Source organism: Bradyrhizobium sp. SZCCHNS3016, assembly GCF_032484535.1.
GTDB lineage: Bacteria > Pseudomonadota > Alphaproteobacteria > Rhizobiales > Xanthobacteraceae > Bradyrhizobium.
In genome coordinates this window covers 15,015-33,983 of the sequence record NZ_JAUETE010000005.1, presented here as the reverse complement: position 1 = coordinate 33,983, position 18,969 = coordinate 15,015, and the positions used below count along the sequence as shown (strand labels likewise).

Sequence of the window (18,969 nt, the reverse complement as noted above, 5' to 3'; positions counted from 1 at the left end):
GAAGGAGATAGTCATGCTCAACCGCGACGAAGACATCCTCAAGGCCGCCGAGGATTGGCACAAATCCGGTCACGGCGTGGCGCTCGCCACCGTGGTCGAGACCTGGGGCTCGGCGCCGCGCCCGGTCGGGTCCAACCTCGTGATCAACGACGAGGGCACGTTCTTAGGGTCCGTGTCCGGCGGCTGCGTGGAGGGCGCTGTCGTTACCGAGGCGCTCGACGTGATCACCAGCGGCCAGCCCAAGATGCTGGAGTTCGGCGTTGCCGACGAGACCGCCTGGAATGTCGGCTTGTCGTGCGGCGGCACCATCCGCGTCTTCGTCGAGAAGGTGGGCTGATCATGCAGCTCGCCACGCTGGCCGAACTCAATGCCGAACGCGCCGCGCGCCGCGCGGCCATTCTCGTCACCGACGTCGCCTCCGGCGAGCAGCGTCTGGTCAAGGCCGCCGACATCGCCGCCGATCCCTTGCGCAACGAGCTCGCAACGCAACTGCGGATGGGCAAGAGCGGCATGGTCGAGGTGGGCGGCAAGCGGTTGTTCCTCAACGTCTACGCGCCGACGGCCAAGCTCGTGATCATCGGCGCCGTCCATATCAGCCAGGCGCTGGCACCGATCGCCAAGTCGCTCGGCTATGACGTCACCGTCGTCGATCCGCGCACGGCCTTCGCCAGCCCCGAGCGCTTCCCCGACGTGCCGCTGATCGCTGAATGGCCCGACGTGGCGCTGCCGCCGCTCAATGTCGATCACTACACGGCCTTTGTCGCGCTGACGCATGATCCGAAGATCGACGATCCGGCGCTGTTGCACGCGTTCTCGCGCGACTGCTTCTATATCGGCGCGCTCGGCTCACGGAAGACGCATGCCAAGCGCGGCGACCGCCTGCGCGCCCAAGGCGCCAGCGACGCCGACATCGCCCGCATCCATGCGCCGATCGGGCTCGCCATCGGCGCGGTGTCGCCGTCGGAGATCGCGGTCTCGATCATGGCCGAGATCACCGCCACGTTGCGGCTGCCGGCCAAGGAGAAAGAGCAGGCGGCATGAAGTTCGGTCCTGCCAGTCCGACTGAAGCGATCGGCGGGGTGACCGTGCACACCCTGCGCAAGGGATCGTTGGTGCTGAAGAAGGGCACGCTGATCGGTCCCGCCGAGGTCGAGGCGCTGGCCCGAGAGGGCGTCAAGGAGATCGTGGTCGTCCGGCTCGAGGCGGGCGATGTCTCGGAGGACGAGGCGGCTGCCGACGTCGCGAAGGTCGTCGCAGGCAAAGGCATTCACGTCGATCGCGCCTTCACCGGGCGCGCCAATCTGTTCGCGGCGCAGGCCGGCGTGCTGATGATCGACCGCGCCGCCGTCGAGCGCATCAACGGAGTCGACGAGGCCATCACCTTTGCGACCTTGCCGGCCTTCAAGCCGGTGGTCGAAGGCGAGATGGTCGGCACCGTCAAGCTGATCCCGTTCGGCGTCGAAGGCCGTCTGCGCGATGCCGCCGTCGCTGCGGCGGGCAGGGGTGCGCTCAGCATCGCCTCCTATGTGATCAAGCGCGTCGGCGTCGTCTCGACGCTTCTGCCGGGGCTCGCACCCAAGGTCATCGACAAGACGCTGCGCGTCACCGCAGAGCGGCTCGCGCCGGCCGGCGCCACCATCATCGCGGAGCGCCGCGTGCCGCACGAGCAGGCCGCGCTGGCCGCTGCGATCAGGGAGCTGTTGGCGCTGGGCGCCGAGCTCGTCATCGTGTTCGGCGCGTCCGCGATCGCCGACCGCCGCGACGTCATTCCCGCCGCGATCACCGGCATCGGCGGTGAGATCGAGCATTTCGGCATGCCGGTGGATCCCGGCAATCTGCTCTTGATCGGTAGCGCCGCCGGCGTGCCGGTGCTCGGCGCCCCCGGTTGCGCCCGTTCGCCGGCGGAGAACGGTTTCGACTGGGTGCTGATGCGGCTGCTCGCCGGCATCAAGGTCACCCGCGCCGAGCTCACGGCCATGGGCGTGGGCGGCCTCCTCATGGAGATCGTGACACGGCCGCAGCCGCGCGCCAAGCCGGAGGCCGAGGGCGAACGCAAGGTCGCCGCGGTCGTGCTGGCTGCGGGACGCTCGACCCGCATGGGAGGGCCGAACAAGCTGCTGGCCGAGCTCGACGGCAAGAAGCTGGTTCGCATCGTGACCGAGCAGGCGCTGGCCTCCAAGGCCGGTGAGGTCATCGTCGTCACCGGTCATCAGGCCGAGCTGGTCGAGCAGGCGCTGTCAGACCTCAACGTCCGCTTCGTCCGCAACCCGGATTTCGCCGGCGGCCTCGCGAGCTCGGTGAAATCAGGCATTGCCGCGGTGCCTGAGGGCGTCGATGGCGCGGTCGTGTGCCTGGGCGACATGCCGATGGTGTCCTCGGATCTGCTCGACCGTCTGATCGGCGCGTTCGCGCCCGATCGCGGCAATTTGATCGTCGTGCCCGTGTCCGAGGGACGCCGCGGCAACCCGGTGCTGTGGTCACGCCGCTTCTTCGCCGAGCTGATGACGCTGGACGGTGACGTCGGCGCGCGGCACCTGATCGCCAAGCACACCGAGGCCGTCGCCGAGGTGCCGGTCGACGGCAACAGCGCCTTCCTCGACATCGACACGCCGCAGGCGCTGGAAGCCGCGCGGCGCGGCTGACGACCGTAGCCCGGATGAGCGCAGCGACATCCGGGTTCACACGCGCAGCTCGTGAGACCTGGATATCGCTCCCGCCTTGCGCCCTTTCGGGCGCCGGCGTCCGCCCATCCCGGCTACGCACGATGCACGCTCCCCATGGTCACGAGACGAGCCCTCAACCTCCCATTCACCAAGTTTCAACGACCCCCGGCTAGATTTGCCGACATTGGGCCTCGGGGGAGGAAAAAGTGATCGCTTCGACTGCTGCGCGCCGTGTCGCGCTGTTTGCATTTGGATTGACCGTTCTCGTTGGCGTTGCGCGCATCGCGAGCTACGGCGCCATCAGCCCGGCGCATGCCGCCGGCGCGTTCGCCATTGGCCGGTGCGCCGCCTATGGCCAGGCGTTCGACTATCCGGCGGAGCATCTCGCCAAGGCCGCGGCGCTCAAGCAGTGCAAGGGCGACTGCACCGCGGTGACGATGAAGAAGGCCTGCGCCGCGTTCGCGGTCGATCTCACCAATCCCTGCGGCGCCCACGGCTATGCTGTTCGGCCGACGATCTCGACCACGCTCAACGAGGCGACCCGGGAATGCTACAAATATGGCGGCAAGGAATGTGTCATCCGCGCCTGGGTGTGCGACGCCAAGGGCTGATCTGAGCCTGATGTCTCAGAGGATGGGCTGCCGGGGTTGCTCGTCCGCGCTTTCATTTCGATGCTTCACCTCGAGAGCGGCTCGGCTATTCTGAGCGTTCGATGACATCGAACTCTGGAAGTGGCATGCAATTCGACACCAAGATCGCGCTGATCATTCGCAACGATCTCGAAGCCTGGCAGAAGCTGAACGTCGCGGCGTTTCTTTCCAGCGGCATCGCCGCTGCATTTCCCGAATGCATCGGCGCGCCTTATGAGGACGGCTCGGCAACCCTGTATCACGCGTTGATCGGGCAGCCGATCCTGATCTACGGCGCGCCGGATCGTGCAGCGTTGGCGCGTGCTCTGGATCGCGCGCTGTCGCGCAGCGTGAAGCCGGCGCTCTACACCGAGGACATGTTCAAGACCACGCATGACGAGGCCAACCGTGATGCCGTGAAGGCGGTGGCGCGCACCGATCTCAATCTGGTGGGATTGGCGTTTCGTGCGGAGCGCAAGGTGGTCGACAAGGTCGTCGACGGACTCAAATTTCACGCCTGACAGCCACGGGCACATTGCGCTGTCATCAAACTGTTACTTCATGCAGCGGCGCGGCTTGATGCCGATCAAGACCGGAATACGCCGACGTCGTTAGTTTGCGCCGCGACATGAGGAGCAGACAGATGCAGACCATGAAAGCCGCCGTCGTCAAAGCCTTTGGCAAGCCGCTGGTCATCGAGGACGTTCCGATTCCTGCGCCGGGGCCGGGCGAGCTTCTGGTCAGGGTGAAGGCGTGCGGCGTCTGCCACACCGACCTTCATGCCGCCTCCGGCGATTGGCCGGTGAAGCCGGTGCCGCCGTTCATCCCCGGTCACGAGGCGGCCGGCATCGTCGCCGCGCTCGGGCCCGGCGTCACCGACTTCAAGGTCGGCGATGCCGTCGGCGTGGCGTGGCTGCACGATGCCTGCCTGCGCTGCGAATATTGCGAGACCGCGTGGGAGACCTTGTGCGAGCACCAGCACAACACCGGCTATAGCGTGAACGGCGGCTTCGCCGAATACGTGATCGCATCCGCGGCGTTCGCCGCGCGCCTGCCGGCCAATGTGGACTTCGCCAAGATCGCCCCGATCCTCTGCGCCGGCGTCACGACCTACAAGGGGTTGAAGGAGACCGACACGCGGCCGGGCGAGTGGGTGGTGGTCTCCGGCGTCGGCGGCCTCGGTCATGTCGCGATCCAGTATGCGAAGGCGATGGGGCTGAAGGTGATCGGTCTCGACATCGCCGAGGACAAGCTGAAACTCGCGCTGGAGGCCGGCGCCGAGCACGCCGTCAACGCGCTCGACAAGGATGCCGTGGAGCGGGTGATCGCAATCACCGGCGGCGGCGCGCATGGCGTGCTGGTCACCGCGGTGTCGACGTCGGCATTCGCCCAAGCGCTGCACATGGTCCGCCGCAAGGGGACGGTCAGCCTGGTCGGCTTGCCGCCGGGCGAATTCCCGACGCCGATCTTCGATGTCGTGCTGAAGCGCATCACCGTGCGCGGCTCGATCGTCGGCACCCGGCGTGATCTCGACGAAGCCATCGCGTTCGCCGCGGACGGCAAGGTGACGGCCGAGGTGACCACGGCGCCATTGTCGGAGATCAACACCGTCTTCGACCGCATGAAGGCCGGCAAGATCGACGGTCGCGTGGTGCTCGACTTCGGCTGATCAGCAAGACCGATTGACGCGCCGCCGTGCCCAACATTGGGGCGGCGGTTTGATCTGGATCAGGCATGGGGACGCGCGGCGCTGGCACAAATTGTTCATGGCAGCCGTCACCAAGATCGTCTTCCTCGGCGCGAGCAGCGCGTCCTTTGGACTCAGCGTGTTCCGGGACCTGTTCTCGACGCATGATCTCGCGGGTTCTACACTCGTGCTGGTCGGCCGCGACCCGACCCGGCTTGCCCGGTCGGAAGCATTGGCCCGGCTGCTCAACGACCTCTCCGGCGCCGGCCTCAAGATCGAGGCGACCACGGATTGGCGCGCGGCGCTCGACGGCGCCGGCTTCGTGATCCATGCCACCGCGATCGACCGCAACCGCCTATGGAAGCTCGATTTCGAGGTGCCGCGCAAATACGGCATCCGTCACACGCTGGGCGAGAATGGCGGGCCGGGCGCATTGTTCTTCACGCTGCGCACCTTGCCGGTCGTATTCGACTTCGTGCGCGAGATGGAGCGGCGCTGTCCGGACGCGCTATTCATCAACTTCTCCAATCCCGAGAGCCGCATCATCCTCGCGCTGGGGCTTCACAGCCGCCTCGCGCATATCGGCCTGTGCCACGGCATCTTCATCGCGCGCAGCCAGGTGGCTTCCATTCTGGGACTGGCCGAGGAGCGTGTGGACGTGTGGGGCGCCGGGCTCAACCATTTCCAATGTCTCATGCAGATCCGGGATCGCGACACCGGGGCCGATCTCTATCCACTGCTCCGCGAAAAGGCTGGGAGCCACGACCCCAAGGTCGCGCCGCTGACGCGGGCGCTGTTGCGCGACTTCGGCTTCTGGCTGGGCTGCGGCGACGGCCATGTCGGCGAGTATCTCGCCTATGGCTGGGAAGCGGGCGAGGGCGGGTACAACTTTGCAGGGGACGAGGCGGAGCGGGCCAGGCTGATCCGGCAGATCGACGAGGTCCTGGCGGGCAGAGCCGGCATGCCGGGCTGGTGGCGAATGCCGTCCGGAGAGCGCGCGGTCACCGTCATCGGCTCGGTGCTGCACGATCGCAGGCAGGTCATCGAGTCCGGCGTCGTGCAGAATCGTCACGTCATTCCCAACCTGGCTGCTGAGGCTGCTGTCGAAGTGCCTGTTGTCGCGGATCGCGGCGGCATCCATCCGGTTTCGCTGGGCCCGATTCCAGATGCCGTCGCCAAGCTGATGTCGGTCCAGGTTCAGGTTCAGCAACTGGCGGTGCAGGCGGCCATGACTGCCTCCAAGGACCTCGCGTTGCAGGCGCTGCTCATCGATCCCGTCGTCAACTCGGCCGCCGCTGCGCGCCAGATCGTGGACGAACTCTGGGAGATCAATCGGCCTTACATCAGGTCCTGCGCGTGATCGCGTCGGCTTCGTCTGACGAGGGGGCTCCGCGCGCTCTCGGGTAGGGCTTCTGACGCGCGCCGAGGACCAGCCTCTGCAAGGTCTCTTTACAATGACTGACCAGTCAGTCATAGTTGTTCGATGCTGAAACCTTCGAAATTGTCCGGGAGCAGAGTTGCGCCCGTCAAGCCAGCGGACGCGGGAGCTCCCGCGTCGCGCCGGGCGGATCGCTCCGCCGAGCGCCGCGCGGCGATCGTGCAGGCGGCGATGGACGAGTTCATCGCCCGAGGCTTCGCGGCGACCCGGCTGGACGACATCGCCAAGCGGGCCGGCGTCGCCAAGGGCACCATCTATCTGCACTTCAAGGACAAGGAATCGATGTTCGAGGAATTGATCCGGACCGCGATCGTGCCCTTCGTCGGCCGTCTTGCCGCACCGCCGCCTGCCGGCGGCTCGGTGCGCGACATGGTCGAAGCCCTGGCGCGGATGTTTCTCCAGGAGGTCGCCGGCACCCGGCGCGGTGATCTCGTGCGGCTCATCATTTCCGAGGGGCCTCGTTTTCCCGCGATTGCCGACTTCTACTACCGCGAGGTCGTTTCCCGCGGTCTCGTGGCCATGCGCGCCCTGATCCAGCTCGGGATCGCCAGAGGCGAGATATGCGAGCCCAAGCTGGTGCAACACCCGCAACTGATGATCGCGCCGATGATGGTTGCGGTGCTCTGGAAGAGCCTGTTCGAGCGACATGCGCCGCTCGACGCCGAAGCGATGCTGCAGACCCATCTCGATCTGATCTTTGGCGCGAGGAGGCCGACATGAGTCTGCTGCACTGCCTTGCCGTGCTGGTCACGGCCTTCACGTTCAACGGCTGCAAGGAGACGCGCGATCCCGGCTATCAAGGCTGGGTCGAGGCCGACATGATCTTCGTCAGCCCGGACGAAGCGGGCCGGATCACGACGCTGAACGTGCATGAGGGCGACGTGGTCAAGGTCGGTGATCCCTTGTATTCGGTCGACGACGATCTGCAGCAGGCCGATCTCAACCAGACCAAGGCGACGCTGGCCAATGCGCAGCAGACCTATGACCGCGCCGCGGCCCTGAGCAAGACGGGCGCGGGGACGCAGGCGACGCTCGACTCCGCCGTTTCGGCGCTGCGCGTCGCCGAGGCCCATCTCGTGACCTCGCAGACGCGGCTGGCACGGCGCAAGGGCGTGGCGCCGGTCGCGGGCACCATCCAGCAGATCTACTTCCGCGAGGGCGAGATGGTCGCGGCGCAACGGCCGGTGCTGTCGATCATGCCGCCGGGCAACATGAAGCTGCGCTTCTACGTGCCCGAGCCTGATCTGCCGAAGCTCGCGATCGGTGACGAGGTCCGCGTCATCTGCGACAATTGCGCTGATGATCTGACGGCCAGAATCTATTTCCTCGCGACCTCGGCGGAATATACGCCGCCGGTGATCTACAGCCTCGATGAGCGCAACAAGCTCGTCTATCTGATCCAGGCGCGGCCGTTGCGGCCGGACGCGCTGCGCGTCGGCCAACCCGTCAGCATCTATCCGCGCTCCAAGACGCCTGATCCGAAGACCCCGGTGGCGGACAAGCAATGAACGGAACGGGTCCCGCCGAGATCGCGATCGACGTCCAGGGATTGACCAAATCCTTCGACGGCCGCGAGGTCGTGCATGATCTGTCGATGCAAGTGAAGCGCGGCTCGATCTACGGCTTTCTCGGCCCGAACGGCTCGGGCAAGACCACGACCATCCGGATGCTGTGCGGCCTGCTGACACCCGACGGAGGCGAGGGCACCTGCCTCGGCTTCGACATCCGCCGCGATGCCGACAAGATCAAGCGCCTGGTCGGCTACATGACGCAGCGCTTCAGCCTCTATCAGGACCTGTCGGTGCGGGAGAACCTCGAATTCGTCGCGCGCCTCTACGGCATGCCCAATCCGCGCCAGGCCGCGCGCGACATGGTGCAGCGGCTCGGGCTTGCCGGCCGCGAGCGGCAGCTCGCCGGCGAGTTGTCGGGCGGCTGGAAGCAGCGGCTGGCGCTCGGGGCCTGCACCCTGCCGAACCCGCAATTGCTGCTGCTCGACGAGCCTACAGCCGGCGTCGATCCCAAGGCGCGGCGCGATTTCTGGAACGAGATCCACGCGCTCGCCGGCGAAGGGCTGACCGTGCTCGTCTCGACCCACTACATGGACGAGGCCGAGCGCTGTCACGAGATCGCCTACATCGCCTATGGTCATCTGCTGGCGCACGGCACGGTCTCCGAGGTGATCGCGCAATCGGCGCTTACCACATACACGGTGAGCGGCGATGATCTGCGCGAACTCACGGCTGATCTCACCGGCAAGCCGGGTGTCGACATGGTGGCGCCGTTCGGCACCAGCCTGCACGTGTCCGGCCGCGACCGCAACGCGCTGGACGCCGCGATCGCGTCCTGGCGCGACAAGGCTGATCTGCATTGGCAGCCCGCCGCGCCCTCGCTCGAGGACGTCTTCATCGACCTGATGAACCGCTCACGGGACAACTTCCAATGAGCGACGCGGCCGTCCACCAGGCATCTCCCGAGTCCCGCTTCGGCTTCTGGCGGCGCACCTACGCGATGCTGGTCAAGGAGTTCATCCAGCTCAAGCGCGACCGGGTCTCGTTCGCGATGATCGTGATGATCCCGGTGATGCAACTGATGCTGTTCGGCTACGCGATCAACACCACGCCGCATCATCTGCCGGCGGCGGTGCTGCTGCAGGAGGACAGCGATCTCGGCCGCTCGATCCTGAAGGCGATGGAGAACACCGCGTATTTCCGCTTCACCCGGGAGGTCAGCAGCGTCGCCGAGTTCGACGATCTCCTGCTGTCCGGCAAGGTCCTGTTCGGCGTCGAGATCCCGCGCGGCTTCGAGCGCGCGGTCCGCCGCGGCGACCGACCGGCCTTGCTCGTCGCGGCCGACGCGACCGATCCGGTCGCGGCGTCATCGGCGCTGTCCTCGCTCGGCATGATCGTGCAGACCGCGCTCGCGCACGATCTCTACACCGGCAATCCCGTCACGACGCCGTTCGAGATCAGGGCCCACGCGCGCTACAACCCGGCGGCCTCGTCGCGGCTCAACATCGTGCCGGGCCTCGTCGGCACCATCCTGACCATGACCATGCTGATCTTCACCGCGCTCTCGGTGACGCGCGAGATCGAGCGCGGCACGATGGAGAGCCTGCTGTCGATGCCGATCAAGCCGGTCGAGGTCATGCTCGGCAAGATCATCCCCTATGTCATGGTCGGCTTCCTGCAGGCGACGATCATCATCGGCATCGGCGTCCTGTTGTTCGGCGTTCCGATCATGGGCAACCTGCTGTTGTTGGCGCTGCTCTCGACTCTGTTCATCGCCACCAACCTCTCGATCGGTTACACGTTCTCGACGCTGGCGCAGAACCAGCTGCAGGCGATGCAGCTCTCGATGATGTTCTTCCTGCCGAGCATCCTGTTGTCCGGATTCATGTTTCCCTTCCTCGGAATGCCGCAATGGGCGCAAGTGCTCGGTGAATGCCTGCCGCTGACGCATTATCTGCGCATCGTCCGCGCCATCATGCTCAAGGGCTCGACGCTCCAGAACCTGCAGCATGATACGATCGCCCTGTTCGGTCTCATGCTGTTCGCCATGACGGTCGCCGTCCTGCGCTTCCGCCGCACCCTCGATTGAGGCACAATGGCGACCGGGAGCAGGAACGGCTGAGGCAAGATGCAGATCGTGGGAGGAGCAGGACAGGCGAACGAAGCGCCGGCGGCAGCGCCGGCCGAGTTCGACCAGGCGCTGATGCGTCAGACGTTGAACACCGAGCTGCTGCGCGTGAGGGCGCTGATCGCCACTGCGGCTCTGTTTCTCGTGATGTCGGTGCTGGTCGAAATCTTCGAGCCCAGGATCTCGGAGTGGATCTGGCCGAGCCGGATCGGGGTCCTCTACGTCTACGCGATCATCGTCGCATTCATCAGCTTCGAGACTCTCATCCTGTTCAGGATCAAGGCGGACATCCGCCACGGCCGGGACGTGCCGGTGATCTGGCGCTATGTCAGCGCCCTGGTCGAGACCTCGCTGCCAACGTTCGTCCTCATCCTGCAGATCGAGGGCATCGGCCACGACAAGGCGCTGGGCTTCGGCGCGCCGCTGGTCTATTTCATCTTCATCGTTCTCTCGACGCTTCGTCTCGATTTCTGGCTGTCGAGCTTCACCGGTCTGGTTGCCGCGGTGGAGCTGCTGGTGGTGGCGTTGTTCGACCGGCCTTCGATCGATCTCAGCCAGAATCCGGAGATCTACTATCACGGTGAGCGCAGCTTCATCATCCTGTTGTGCGGGATGCTCGCCGGTGCCGTCAGCGTGCAGCTGCGACGCCAGTTCGCGGCGAGCATCGAGGCCGCGTCGGCGCGCGACCGCGTCACGGATTTGTTTGGCCAGCACGTCTCGCCCCAGGTCGTCGAGCGCCTGATGAAGGAGGGGACGGCGGAGGCGCGCGACATCCACGAGGTCGCGGTGATGTTCGTCGACTTCCGCGGCTTCACCGCGGCGGCGCGGTCGAAGACGCCGCAGCAGGTTGTCGATCGCCTCGATGGCGCGTTCGCGGTGCTGGTCGAGATACTCGAGCGCCATGGCGGTATCGTGAACAAGTTCCTCGGCGATGGCTTCCTGGCGCTGTTCGGCGCGCCGTTCGAGTCGCGCGATGCCGCCGTGCAGGCGGTCGTGGCTGCGCGCGAGATGGTGGCCGCGATGGAGCGCGTCAACGCGATGTCGTCTTGGCCGCTGCGGATCGGGATCGGTCTTCATCTCGGCGAGGTGGTCGCCGGCAGCATCGGCTCGCCGCGGCGCAAAGAGTACACTGTCATCGGTGACACCGTGAACTTCGCCTCGCGGCTGGAGGCGCTGAACAAGGAGTTCGATTCGCAACTCCTGATCTCGAGCGAGGTGCGGCAGGCGGCCGGCGAGGGGGCGCGCGACGCCGTCTTCCACGGCGCGGTGTCGGTGCGCGGCTACGACCGGCCGTTCGAGATCTGGCAATTGCACTGACGCAGGCGACCCGTCGCGCGATGTCGGAGATTTACATTGGATGGTCTCCGCGTTTAACTGCCCCCAACGAGAAGCATCATCAGGGGGAACGCATGATCCGAACCGGGGCGTCGTTTTTGGCCGCAGCAGGCATCGTGTGCGCAGCCGGCCTGGAGGCGGTGCGGGCTGAGGATGTTGCCTGTAGCAAGGTGACGGCCGAGGCGTTGAAGGTTCCGGGGCTGGCCTTGACGGGATCGAAGCTGCAGGAGGCCGCCGACGGGCTGCCGCGGCATTGCATTCTGTCCGGCAAGGTCAACGAGCGCACCGGCGTCGACGGCCATGCGTATGCGATCCAGTTCGAGATGCGGCTGCCGGAGACGTGGAACGGCCGCTTCCTGCACCAGGTCAATGGCGGCAATGATGGCGTCGTGGTGCCGGCGCTCGGCGACAAGGCCGACGGTCTCGTCGGTGGCGGTGTGACGCCGCTCGCCCGCGGCTTTGCCGTGCTGTCGTCGGACAGCGGCCACTCCGGTAACGATCCCGCCAACAAGCCGCGCGGGCTTGCGTCCGGCTCAGCTTTCGGGCTCGATCCGCAGGCGCGCCGCGACTACGGCTATTCGGCCGACATCACGCTGGCGCCGATCGCGAAGGCGATCATCTCGGCGCATTACGGCAGGAAGCCGGACTATTCCTACATCGCCGGCTGTTCTAATGGCGGCCGCCACACCATGGTGGCCGCCGAGCGCATGCCCGAGCAGTATGACGGCTTCCTGGTCGGCAATCCCGGCTTCAACCTGCCGCGCGCTGCCGTGCAGCACGCCTGGGACGTGCAGGCGCTGACCAAGGCCGACGTCGACATCCGCAAGTCGATCACGCGGGAGGATGCCAAGCTGATCGCTTCCAAGATCACGGAGGTCTGCGACGGGCTCGACGGCGCCAAGGATGGGCTGACGGCGAACCTGAAGGCGTGCCAGAAAGCGTTCAATTTCGACAGCCTCCGCTGCGCCGCTGGTGCGACCGAGGCCTGCCTGCCGGCCGCCAAGGTCGATGCTTTGAAGAAAGTCTTCGCGGGCCCGCACAATTCGAAGGGCGAGCCGCTGTATTCCGACTGGCCGGTGGATGGTGGGGTCGGCACCGGCAACTGGCGCGCCTGGAAGGTCGAAAGCCCGGTGGCGCCGTGGAACAACCTTCCGATCATTGCCACCATGGGCGGCGCCTCGCTCAACTACATCTTCTCGACGCCGCCGGTCGAGATCGAAGGCTCGCCCGACAAGCTCGTCGAGAAGCTGCAGACTTATGATTTCGACAAGGACGCACCGAAGATCTACGCCAAGGAAGGTCCATTCACCGAGTCTGCAATGGACTTCATGGCCCCGCCCGCGGTCGACAACCCGACCCTGCCGGCGTTCCAGGGCGGCGCCCGCAAGATGCTGATCTATCACGGCCAGGCCGATCCGGTGTTCTCGATCAACGACACCGTCCGCTGGTACGAGAAGCTCAATGCCAATGTGCAGGGCAAGGCCGATACGTTCGCGCGGCTGTTTGCGCTGCCCGGCGAGACCCATTGCGGCGGCGGCGTCACCTTGGAGAAGTTCGATGCGCTGGGCGCGCTGATGGACTGGGTCGAAAAGGGCAAGACGCCGGAGGCGATCACGGCCTCGGTCAATGCGGCCAACAAGGAGCTCCCATCGACATGGAGCCCGCAGCGAACGCGGCCGCTGTGCCCGTGGCCAAAATTCGCCAAATACGTCGGCGGCGACATCGAGCAGGCGTCATCCTTCACCTGCGCAGTGGAGTGAGGCGTCAGACCTGCGGCGCGACCAGGTTCTTCACCTTGACCTGATCGCGGTCCTCGATGATCTCGGCGATCCATTGCCGGTGGCAATGAGCGTGGTCGCGCTCGTAGCAGAGCAGGCAGACGGGACCGGCGCTCTTCACGAGCGAGGCCAACTCGTCCATCTGCTCCTTCGCCTGCGGCGTCTTCAGATGCGCGCTGTAGATCTTGTGCAGCGTGTCGTAGTGGCCGCTGCGGGCGGCCTCGCGGCCCTCCTTCGGCGTGCCGAGCCCGCGCAGATGCACATAGCCGATGCCGCGCTCGTCGAGCCCGGCCGCAAGCTGGCTCTTGGAGAAGCCCGGCCGGCGCGAGGCCGCCACCGCGCGCACGTCGACCAGCAGCTTGACGCCGGCGGCCTGCAACTCATCGAGCACGGCCTTGGCCGGCGTGTGCTCATAGCCGATGGTGAACAGGGTCTTGCTCGTGGCCATCATGCGCCTCCTGCCTCAGCTCACGCGCTCGATGAGCTCCATCGCGCCAGCCGGCGCGCGTACCTTGCCCTCGTGGATGACATAGGCGAACACGTCGCGCGGCATCTTTTTCGTCGGCTTGTCGTCAACCCGTGGCAGGTCGTCCGGTTCGCCGCCGCCGGCCCACAGTTGCAATCGCTTCGCCCAGGCGTCGAGCTGCTTCGGCGGATAGCAGGTCGCAAGCTCGTCATTGCCCTTCTGCAGTCGGGCGTAGACGAAGTCACCCACGACATCGGCGATCGCCGGATATTTGCCGTGCTCGGCGAACACGACCGGCGTTGCAAACTCGCGCAGCAGTGCGACGAAGCCGGGTACGCAGAAACTATCATGGCGGACCTCGACGACGTGGCGCAGCTTGCGGCCGTCGAGCTCGCGCGGCAACAGCTCGAGGAACTTGCCGAAATCGGCCTCGTCGAACTTCTTGGTTGGCGCGAACTGCCACAGCACCGGGCCGAGCCGGTCGCCGAGCTCGAGCACGCCGGTGTCGTAGAAGCGCTTCACGGAATCGCCGGCCTCGGCGAGCACGCGGCGATTGGTGGCGAAGCGCGGCCCCTTCAGCGAGAAGATGAAGCCGTCCGGCACCTCGCGCGCCCATTTGCGGAAGCTCTCCGGCTTCTGCGAGCCATAATAGGTGCCGTTGATCTCGATCGAGGTCAGCTTGGAGGCGGCGTATTCGAGCTCCTTCGATTGCGGTAGCTTGTCCGGATAGAACACGCCGCGCCACGGCGCGAAGGTCCAGCCGCCGATGCCGATGTAGATGTGGCTCTTGGATTGCGAGGCGCGTGCAGGGGCTTTGCTCACGGACCGATTCCGATGCTGATTGCCGAGGGTGTTGCGGTAGGGAGACGATAGTCAACCGGGCCGGTTCTGACCAGTTCGGCGCTGTTGCGCCGTCGCTCTTCCCGTGCTCCGGAGCCTCGTGTATCCAGGGCACGGGCCGGGAAGGGGAGATATGGCAATGAGAGCGGAATCGGTCGGCGGCCTGCTGGGGGCGATCGTCGCCGCTGCCGTGCTTGCGGCAGCCTTCTACTATGTTCCCGTGGGGCCGATGGCCCGTCAGATGCAGCCGGCCAAGGTCGAGGTGCCGCCGACCCCGGTGCAGACGGTTCCGGTGGCTCCGGCCGTGCGCGGACCCGTGGTCCGTGAGGTTCCGAACTAGGCCGGCCAGGGCCCCTTGCAATCCAGCCGAGGCGCCCCATCTTGGTCGGGACGGTGACGTCGAGCTGTAACGGCTCCGGCACCGAGACGACCACGGCAGAGCGGTTGCGCCGGATGTACGTGCACCCTTTGTTTGTGGTCGTTGGCATTTTGGGCCCCTCGTTTGAGAGCGATGCAAGCCGGCACCACAGTCCGGCCTTTTTGAGCCCTCCTTCAGCCGTTGCGCTTGGCAGTGTGGAACGCGGCAGATATACGCATCCGCACCATGAACGATGTCCTCCGACCGGCCATGCCCGCGCCGCCGCAAACCGCTGATATTCCGATCGTTTCGGTGGTCGTCCCGACGTTCAACGAGCGCGACAATGTCACCACGCTGTACCGGCGGCTGGAGGCGGCGTTCAAGGACGTGCCGTGGGAGGTCGTATTCGTCGACGACAACTCCCCGGACGGCACCTGGCAGGTGGTGCGCGAATTGTCGCGTAGCGACAAACGCGTCCGCTGCATCCGCCGGATCGGCCGTCGCGGACTGTCCGGTGCCTGCATCGAGGGCATCCTGGCCGCCAGCGCGCCCTATGCCGCCGTGATCGACGCCGATCTGCAGCACGACGAGACCCAGCTGCCGAAGATGCTGGCGCTCTTGCAGAGCGGCGCTGCCGAGCTCGTCGTCGGCAGCCGCTATATCGAGGGCGGCAGCGCCGCGAGCTTCGACAGCAAGCGGGCTGGGGCCAGCGCCTTCGCCACCGAGATCGCGCGTCGCACTCTGAAGGTCGAGGTCAACGATCCCATGAGCGGCTTCTTCATGATCCGCCGCGACCGCTTCGAACAGATCGCGCCGAAGCTGTCGACGCAGGGCTTCAAGATCCTGCTCGACATCATTGCGAGCGCCGAAGGCGGCCTGCGCACCGTCGAGGTGCCCTATACGTTCGGCTCGCGCCTGCATGGCGAGAGCAAGCTCGACTCGATGGTCGCCCTCGACTTCCTCGGCCTCGTGCTGGCCAAGATGACCAACGACGTGGTGTCGTTGCGCTTCCTGCTGTTCGCCATGGTCGGCGGCACCGGCCTCGTCGTGCATCTGGCCACGCTCTTTCTTGGTCTCAATGCGTTCGACATGCCGTTCGCGGAGGCGCAGGCGCTCGGTGCCTTCATCGCGATGACCTCGAACTTCATCCTCAACAACTTCCTCACCTATCGCGACCAGCGGCTGAAGGGCTTTGCCATTCTGCGCGGCTTGCTCGCGTTCTATCTGGTCTGCTCGGTCGGCCTGCTCGCCAATGTCGGCGTCGCCTTCTCGGTCTATGACCAGGAGCCGATCTGGTGGCTGGCGGGCGCGGCCGGCGCGCTGATGGGCGTGGTCTGGAATTACGCGATCTCCGGATTGTTCGTCTGGCGCAAGCGATGACCTCTGCGGCCGTCGCCGACGACGCCCGGCTGGTCCGCAATGTCTGGCTGACCATCATAGGTCTCGTCGTGCTCAGGCTGATCGCCGCGGCGGTCACGCCGATCACCTTCGACGAAGCCTATTACTGGATGTGGTCGAAGCATCTCGCCGGCGGCTACTACGACCACCCACCGATGGTTGCGGTCGTGATCCGGCTGGGCACGCTGATCGCCGGAGACAGCGTGCTCGGCGTGCGCGTCGTCTCGGTCCTGCTCGGCCTGCCGATGAGCTACGCGGTCTATCGCACCGCCGAGATCCTGTTCGGCGGCGTGCGCGTGGCGGCGACGGCGGCGCTGCTGCTCAACGTCACGCTGATGGCGGCGGTCGGCACGCTGATCGTGACGCCCGACGCGCCGCTGCTGGTGGCCTCGAGCTTCGTGCTGTTCTTCTGTGCCAAGCTGCTGGAGACGGGCAGGGGCATGTGGTGGCTCGCGGTCGGCGCGGCCGTCGGCGCGGCGCTGCTGTCGAAATACACATCGCTGTTCTTCGGTGCGGCGATCCTGATCTGGCTGGTCGCCGTGCCGAAGCTGCGGCACTGGCTGGCCTCGCCCTGGCCCTATCTCGGCGGCGGCCTGGCGTTCGCGATGTTCTCGCCGGTGATCCTGTGGAATGCCGATCACCAATGGGTGTCGTTCATCAAGCAGCTCGGCCGCGCCAGGGTCGAGGAGGTTCGTCCGGTCTACATCGCCGAGATCATCCCGACGCAGTTCGCCTTCGCCACGCCGCTGGTTTTCATCCTCGGCGTGATGGGCCTCTATGGGTTGGCCCGGCGCAGGGCAGGGGACGCGGCGGCCCGCGTCCTGATCGAGGCCATGGTCTGGGTCATCGTCGCCTATTTCGTGTGGCATTCGCTGCATGCCCGCGTCGAAGCCAACTGGTTCGCGCCGATCTATCCGGCCTTCGTGGTGGCTGCCGCTGCGGCGGCCCGTCTTGTCGCCTGGTCCCCGCGCGAGCAGCGCACGGCGGACTTTTGCCTGCGCTGGGCCGTGCCCGCCGGCGTCGTGATGTTCGTCGCGCTGATCGTGCAGGCCAACACGGGCCTGCTGTCCGGTTATCGGCGCGATGCCACCGTCCGCAGCGTCGGCGTCGGCTGGCGCCCCCTGGCTGCCGAGATCGAGGCAGCGCGCGTGCGCGCCGGCGCCTCCTGCGTGCTGGCGATGGATTATGGCACCACCGCCTGGCTGTCGTTCTATCTTCCGCCCGGGACCTGCGTGCTGCAGCCGATCCAGCGCATCCGCTGGGTCAATTTTCCGGAGCCGGATCCGGCGCAGTTGGCGGGCACGCATCTGCTCGTGGACGAGGTCCAGATCGCATCGCGGTTCTACGTCAGCAATACATTCGGCCGCGTCGAGAAGATCGGCGAGGCCGAACGCAGGCGTGGACCTTTGACCATCGAGACCTATGCCTTCTATGCGCTGAGCGAGCCCAAGCGGGAGGTGCTCGACCGCACCCCGCCGCCGGAGCTGCAGCGCTGACGCCCGCTTCAGGGCTGCTGCGGGATGATGTCCGCCAGCGCCTTGTCCCGCGCATGAATTGCGACCATGTTGATGCCAGCATCGATGGTCTTGTAGCCGCGGCAATCCAGCCATTGCCGCAGCTGCTCCGCATCGGTCTTGATCTTCTCGATCAGCATGATCGGCGTGCAGCGTTCGATCGTCGCCGCCGCGCCTTCGAGCGCCTCGATCTCCATGCCCTCGACGTCGAGCTTGATCAGGTCGCAGCGCGGCAGATTGAAATCGTCCAGCGGGAGCTTGCGCACCTCGACGGTGTTGTCCGCATAGTCGATGGCCTGGCCGATGAACTCGGTGTTGGGACGCTGGCGCAGCTCGAGGCTGCCGAAGCTCGATGGGGTCAGGTAGTTCGGGCTTGGGATGTTGAGCACGCCGCGCTCCGACGAGACTGCGGCATGGATGGCGATCGCATTGAAGCAGTTGTTGATCGCGATGTTGCCGGCGAGCGCGTAGTAGATCCGTTCTTGCGCCTCGATCGAGAGCACGGATCCCCAGCCGGTCATCGCCTTCGCCCATTCGATGGTGTGGACGCCGATATTGGCACCGCAGTCGATCGCGACGGCGCCATCGCCATGGTGCCGGCGGCGCAAGCCGAGCAGGCGGACGGCGAGCTGCACCTCGCCCGGATCGAAAGCCCCCGTGTCGAGGATCTGATAGCCGACGCCGTAGCCCCGGTTGGCGTCGACCATGCGATAGTCGAGCCGGTTGACGATCATCGTCCCGTGATTGCTCGCGGCCAAGACGAAGGCCAGCTTCCGGTCGGGGATCTGCATGGAGTCCTCTCGTGTCGTGTTCGGCAGGGAGCGGACGCGGTACGATTCGCCGGCAGAGTGTTGCCGAGAATCGTTCCCTACCATACCGCCGCCGGTGTCCACAGCGCGGAAAGTCCCGGTTTGCTACGGATGCGGTCCACCTGTGGCTGCCGTCGCCATCGCGTCTTGGACCACGACCGTCCTGATCCGATTGCCGCGGAGACCGGGCGACATGCGATTGTACGTGACCAATGCTTTCAGCCGCGTCGAGAAGATCGGCAAGACCATGTCCGAGCAGGGGCCTTGAACAAGTGAAAACTACGCCCTTTCCCTCGTCGGCACGCCCAAACGTGAGGTCATCGATAACGACCCTCTGACAGAGCTCAATCGTTAACGCGGCCTGCGATGTTTTACGGATTCCGGCGGCCGTCGAATGCTGCTCCTCAGGAATGGCCTG

At 66.0% G+C, this 18,969-nt stretch carries 19 protein-coding genes; 16 read left to right on the top strand and 3 right to left on the bottom strand.

Annotated features, from left to right (window positions below):
* Positions 1 to 13: 13 nt before the first annotated feature.
* The 13 genes from QW881_RS11975 to QW881_RS11915 all read left to right on the top strand — a co-directional run bounded on the left by QW881_RS11975 (position 14) and on the right by QW881_RS11915 (position 13,148).
* On the top strand, positions 14 to 337 hold the full coding sequence (locus QW881_RS11975; RefSeq protein ID WP_315737422.1) for an XdhC family protein: 324 nt from the start codon (positions 14 to 16) through the stop codon (positions 335 to 337).
* 2 nt (positions 338 to 339) lie between these two features.
* A complete protein-coding gene (locus QW881_RS11970; RefSeq protein WP_315737423.1) occupies positions 340 to 1,041 on the top strand; it encodes an XdhC family protein in 702 nt (233 codons plus the stop codon).
* Positions 1,038 to 2,642, top strand: coding sequence for a molybdopterin-binding/glycosyltransferase family 2 protein (locus QW881_RS11965; RefSeq protein ID WP_315759241.1), 1,605 nt, complete (start codon positions 1,038 to 1,040; stop codon positions 2,640 to 2,642). Before QW881_RS11970 ends, QW881_RS11965 begins: the two co-directional genes overlap by 4 nt.
* 227 nt (positions 2,643 to 2,869) lie before the next feature.
* On the top strand, positions 2,870 to 3,274 hold the full coding sequence (locus QW881_RS11960; protein ID WP_315737425.1) for a DUF4189 domain-containing protein: 405 nt from the start codon (positions 2,870 to 2,872) through the stop codon (positions 3,272 to 3,274).
* Positions 3,275 to 3,399: 125 nt separating this feature from the next.
* Positions 3,400 to 3,813, top strand: coding sequence for a DUF2000 family protein (locus QW881_RS11955; RefSeq protein WP_315759242.1), 414 nt, complete (start codon positions 3,400 to 3,402; stop codon positions 3,811 to 3,813).
* 122 nt (positions 3,814 to 3,935) lie between these two features.
* Positions 3,936 to 4,961, top strand: coding sequence for an alcohol dehydrogenase AdhP (gene adhP, locus QW881_RS11950; protein ID WP_315759243.1), 1,026 nt, complete (start codon positions 3,936 to 3,938; stop codon positions 4,959 to 4,961).
* Between the two features lie 97 nt (positions 4,962 to 5,058).
* Positions 5,059 to 6,339, top strand: a complete 1,281-nt coding sequence (locus tag QW881_RS11945; RefSeq protein ID WP_315759244.1) for an alpha-glucosidase/alpha-galactosidase — start codon at positions 5,059 to 5,061, stop codon at positions 6,337 to 6,339.
* A gap of 123 nt (positions 6,340 to 6,462) precedes the next feature.
* Positions 6,463 to 7,137, top strand: a complete 675-nt coding sequence (locus QW881_RS11940) for a TetR/AcrR family transcriptional regulator (RefSeq protein WP_315759245.1) — start codon at positions 6,463 to 6,465, stop codon at positions 7,135 to 7,137.
* Positions 7,134 to 7,925 carry an efflux RND transporter periplasmic adaptor subunit gene (locus QW881_RS11935; RefSeq protein ID WP_315759246.1) on the top strand — a complete coding sequence of 264 codons (792 nt, stop codon included), beginning with the start codon at positions 7,134 to 7,136 and terminating at the stop codon, positions 7,923 to 7,925. The genes QW881_RS11940 and QW881_RS11935 overlap by 4 nt, the downstream gene beginning before the upstream one ends.
* Positions 7,922 to 8,860, top strand: coding sequence for an ABC transporter ATP-binding protein (locus QW881_RS11930; RefSeq protein ID WP_315759247.1), 939 nt, complete (start codon positions 7,922 to 7,924; stop codon positions 8,858 to 8,860). The genes QW881_RS11935 and QW881_RS11930 overlap by 4 nt, the downstream gene beginning before the upstream one ends.
* Entirely contained in the window at positions 8,857 to 10,014 is a 1,158-nt protein-coding gene (locus tag QW881_RS11925; protein WP_315759248.1) for an ABC transporter permease, read from the top strand. The genes QW881_RS11930 and QW881_RS11925 overlap by 4 nt, the downstream gene beginning before the upstream one ends.
* Before the next feature lie 39 nt (positions 10,015 to 10,053).
* The gene (locus tag QW881_RS11920) at positions 10,054 to 11,370 is read left to right on the top strand and encodes an adenylate/guanylate cyclase domain-containing protein (protein WP_315759250.1); all 1,317 of its coding nucleotides are present in this window, start codon (positions 10,054 to 10,056) and stop codon (positions 11,368 to 11,370) included.
* 92 nt (positions 11,371 to 11,462) lie between these two features.
* Entirely contained in the window at positions 11,463 to 13,148 is a 1,686-nt protein-coding gene (locus QW881_RS11915) for a tannase/feruloyl esterase family alpha/beta hydrolase (RefSeq protein ID WP_315759252.1), read from the top strand.
* Between the two features lie 4 nt (positions 13,149 to 13,152).
* On the opposite strand, the gene QW881_RS11910 is transcribed toward QW881_RS11915, so the two are convergent.
* Both QW881_RS11910 and QW881_RS11905 read right to left on the bottom strand, forming a co-directional pair.
* A complete protein-coding gene (locus QW881_RS11910; protein ID WP_315759253.1) occupies positions 13,153 to 13,614 on the bottom strand; it encodes a DUF488 domain-containing protein in 462 nt (153 codons plus the stop codon).
* A 15-nt stretch (positions 13,615 to 13,629) separates the two neighbouring features.
* Positions 13,630 to 14,454, bottom strand: a complete 825-nt coding sequence (locus QW881_RS11905; RefSeq protein ID WP_315759254.1) for a DUF72 domain-containing protein — start codon at positions 14,452 to 14,454, stop codon at positions 13,630 to 13,632.
* Between the two features lie 157 nt (positions 14,455 to 14,611).
* Here QW881_RS11905 and QW881_RS11900 point away from each other — a divergent pair, with 157 nt between their 5' ends.
* The 3 genes from QW881_RS11900 to QW881_RS11890 all read left to right on the top strand — a co-directional run bounded on the left by QW881_RS11900 (position 14,612) and on the right by QW881_RS11890 (position 17,724).
* Positions 14,612 to 14,812 (top strand): hypothetical protein, encoded by a 201-nt coding sequence (locus tag QW881_RS11900; protein WP_315737437.1) that lies wholly within the window; start codon positions 14,612 to 14,614, stop codon positions 14,810 to 14,812.
* 264 nt (positions 14,813 to 15,076) lie between these two features.
* Positions 15,077 to 16,210, top strand: a complete 1,134-nt coding sequence (locus QW881_RS11895; RefSeq protein ID WP_315759255.1) for a glycosyltransferase family 2 protein — start codon at positions 15,077 to 15,079, stop codon at positions 16,208 to 16,210.
* Entirely contained in the window at positions 16,207 to 17,724 is a 1,518-nt protein-coding gene (locus tag QW881_RS11890) for a glycosyltransferase family 39 protein (protein ID WP_315759257.1), read from the top strand. Before QW881_RS11895 ends, QW881_RS11890 begins: the two co-directional genes overlap by 4 nt.
* 8 nt (positions 17,725 to 17,732) lie before the next feature.
* Here QW881_RS11890 and QW881_RS11885 read toward each other — a convergent pair whose 3' ends face one another.
* On the bottom strand, positions 17,733 to 18,533 hold the full coding sequence (locus tag QW881_RS11885; RefSeq protein ID WP_315759258.1) for an FkbM family methyltransferase: 801 nt from the start codon (positions 18,531 to 18,533) through the stop codon (positions 17,733 to 17,735).
* Positions 18,534 to 18,969: the final 436 nt, after the last annotated feature.